This window comes from Microcystis sp. LEGE 08355 (genome assembly GCF_015207185.1).
GTDB classification, from domain to species: domain Bacteria; phylum Cyanobacteriota; class Cyanobacteriia; order Cyanobacteriales; family Microcystaceae; genus Microcystis; species Microcystis panniformis.
In genome coordinates this window covers 1-1,000 of record NZ_JADEXI010000965.1, presented here as the reverse complement: position 1 = coordinate 1,000, position 1,000 = coordinate 1, and the positions used below count along the sequence as shown (strand labels likewise).

Below are 1,000 nucleotides of genomic sequence, written 5' to 3'. Positions count from 1 at the left end.
CTCCTAATGTTTTCATAACTAACCTTTCTAGAAACTAGCCATTATGGCCATTTTAGCTATTATAGCAATTATTGACAGGAGAATCACCGCCACCAGCGACTAACATCCCTAATACTTTGATACGCTTCTCTTAAGGCAACCTCCCCCCAAAAATGAAGGATTAAAGGGACTAAGTTGGGAATAGTTTCGAGGAAATGAGGGCGAGTGAGAGTTCCCAAAGCATGAAGGGTATTTTCCCAGAAGGATAGATCAACATGGTTAGGCGTTAACACCTGAGTTATAATTAGAACGAAAATTAACTAAGGCAGTTGTTCTCAAATGAAATTAAAGGAAAGGTATATCACCGATGAGCAGGGTAATCGAATAGGTATTCTTTTAGATATAGAAGAATATCAGAAACTGCTGGAAGAATCAGAAGAGTTAGATGCCATTAGAGCCTATGATTTTGCTGTCTCAGGTGGGGATGATGAAATTCCTTTTGAAGTAGCGATCGCTGAAATTGAAAATAGTCAGCAATGAGTTACAATATTACTATTAAAAAACGTGCTTCTAAGGCTTTAGCAAATCTCCCAAAGGATGATTATCAAAAAGTTCGAGATGGCATTAGAGAATTAGCTGAAAATCCAAGACCATCAGGATGTCTAAAACTGACAGGAAGAGAAGGTTGGCGGGTTCGGATTGGAGTTTATCGAATTATTTATGGGATCGATGATTCAGAAAAGAAGGTGATTGTTCTTGATATTGGGCATCGAAAGGATATTTACCGCTAAATACAAGCAATCATCCCTCACAATATCAGAGCAAAAGCGATCGCCTTTGATGTTTTAATAGGTTTGAGGTTGAAAATTATCGGGAATATCTAATTCAAATACCTGGTCATGAATCCGAGCCACATAAAACCCTTCTTGCAGAATTTTTTCCCGTAATTCTGGGGATAAATCAACCGCCGCTAATATGCCATAGAGTTTTTTATCTTTGTGTTCAGGAAAAAAGCGGCGAA

The 1,000-nt window shown here is 38.2% G+C and carries 2 protein-coding genes and 1 pseudogene; 2 read left to right on the top strand and 1 reads right to left on the bottom strand.

Annotated elements, in window-relative coordinates:
- Nucleotides 1-318: 318 nt before the first annotated feature.
- Nucleotides 319-519 (top strand): hypothetical protein, encoded by a 201-nt coding sequence (locus IQ242_RS25635; RefSeq protein WP_193961881.1) that lies wholly within the window; start codon nt 319-321, stop codon nt 517-519.
- Nucleotides 516-770 (top strand): type II toxin-antitoxin system RelE/ParE family toxin, encoded by a 255-nt coding sequence (locus tag IQ242_RS25630; RefSeq protein ID WP_061430671.1) that lies wholly within the window; start codon nt 516-518, stop codon nt 768-770. Before IQ242_RS25635 ends, IQ242_RS25630 begins: the two co-directional genes overlap by 4 nt.
- A 54-nt stretch (nt 771-824) precedes the next feature.
- On the opposite strand, the pseudogene IQ242_RS25625 reads toward IQ242_RS25630, so the two are convergent.
- Nucleotides 825-1,000: pseudogene (locus tag IQ242_RS25625) on the bottom strand (DUF3782 domain-containing protein); the annotation flags it as partial.

Coding starts and splice junctions, on each gene's coding strand:
- IQ242_RS25630 (WP_061430671.1), top strand. CDS start 516: ATGAGTTACAATATTACTATTAAAAAACGTGCTTCTAAGGCTTTAGCA.
- IQ242_RS25635 (WP_193961881.1), top strand. CDS start 319: ATGAAATTAAAGGAAAGGTATATCACCGATGAGCAGGGTAATCGAATA.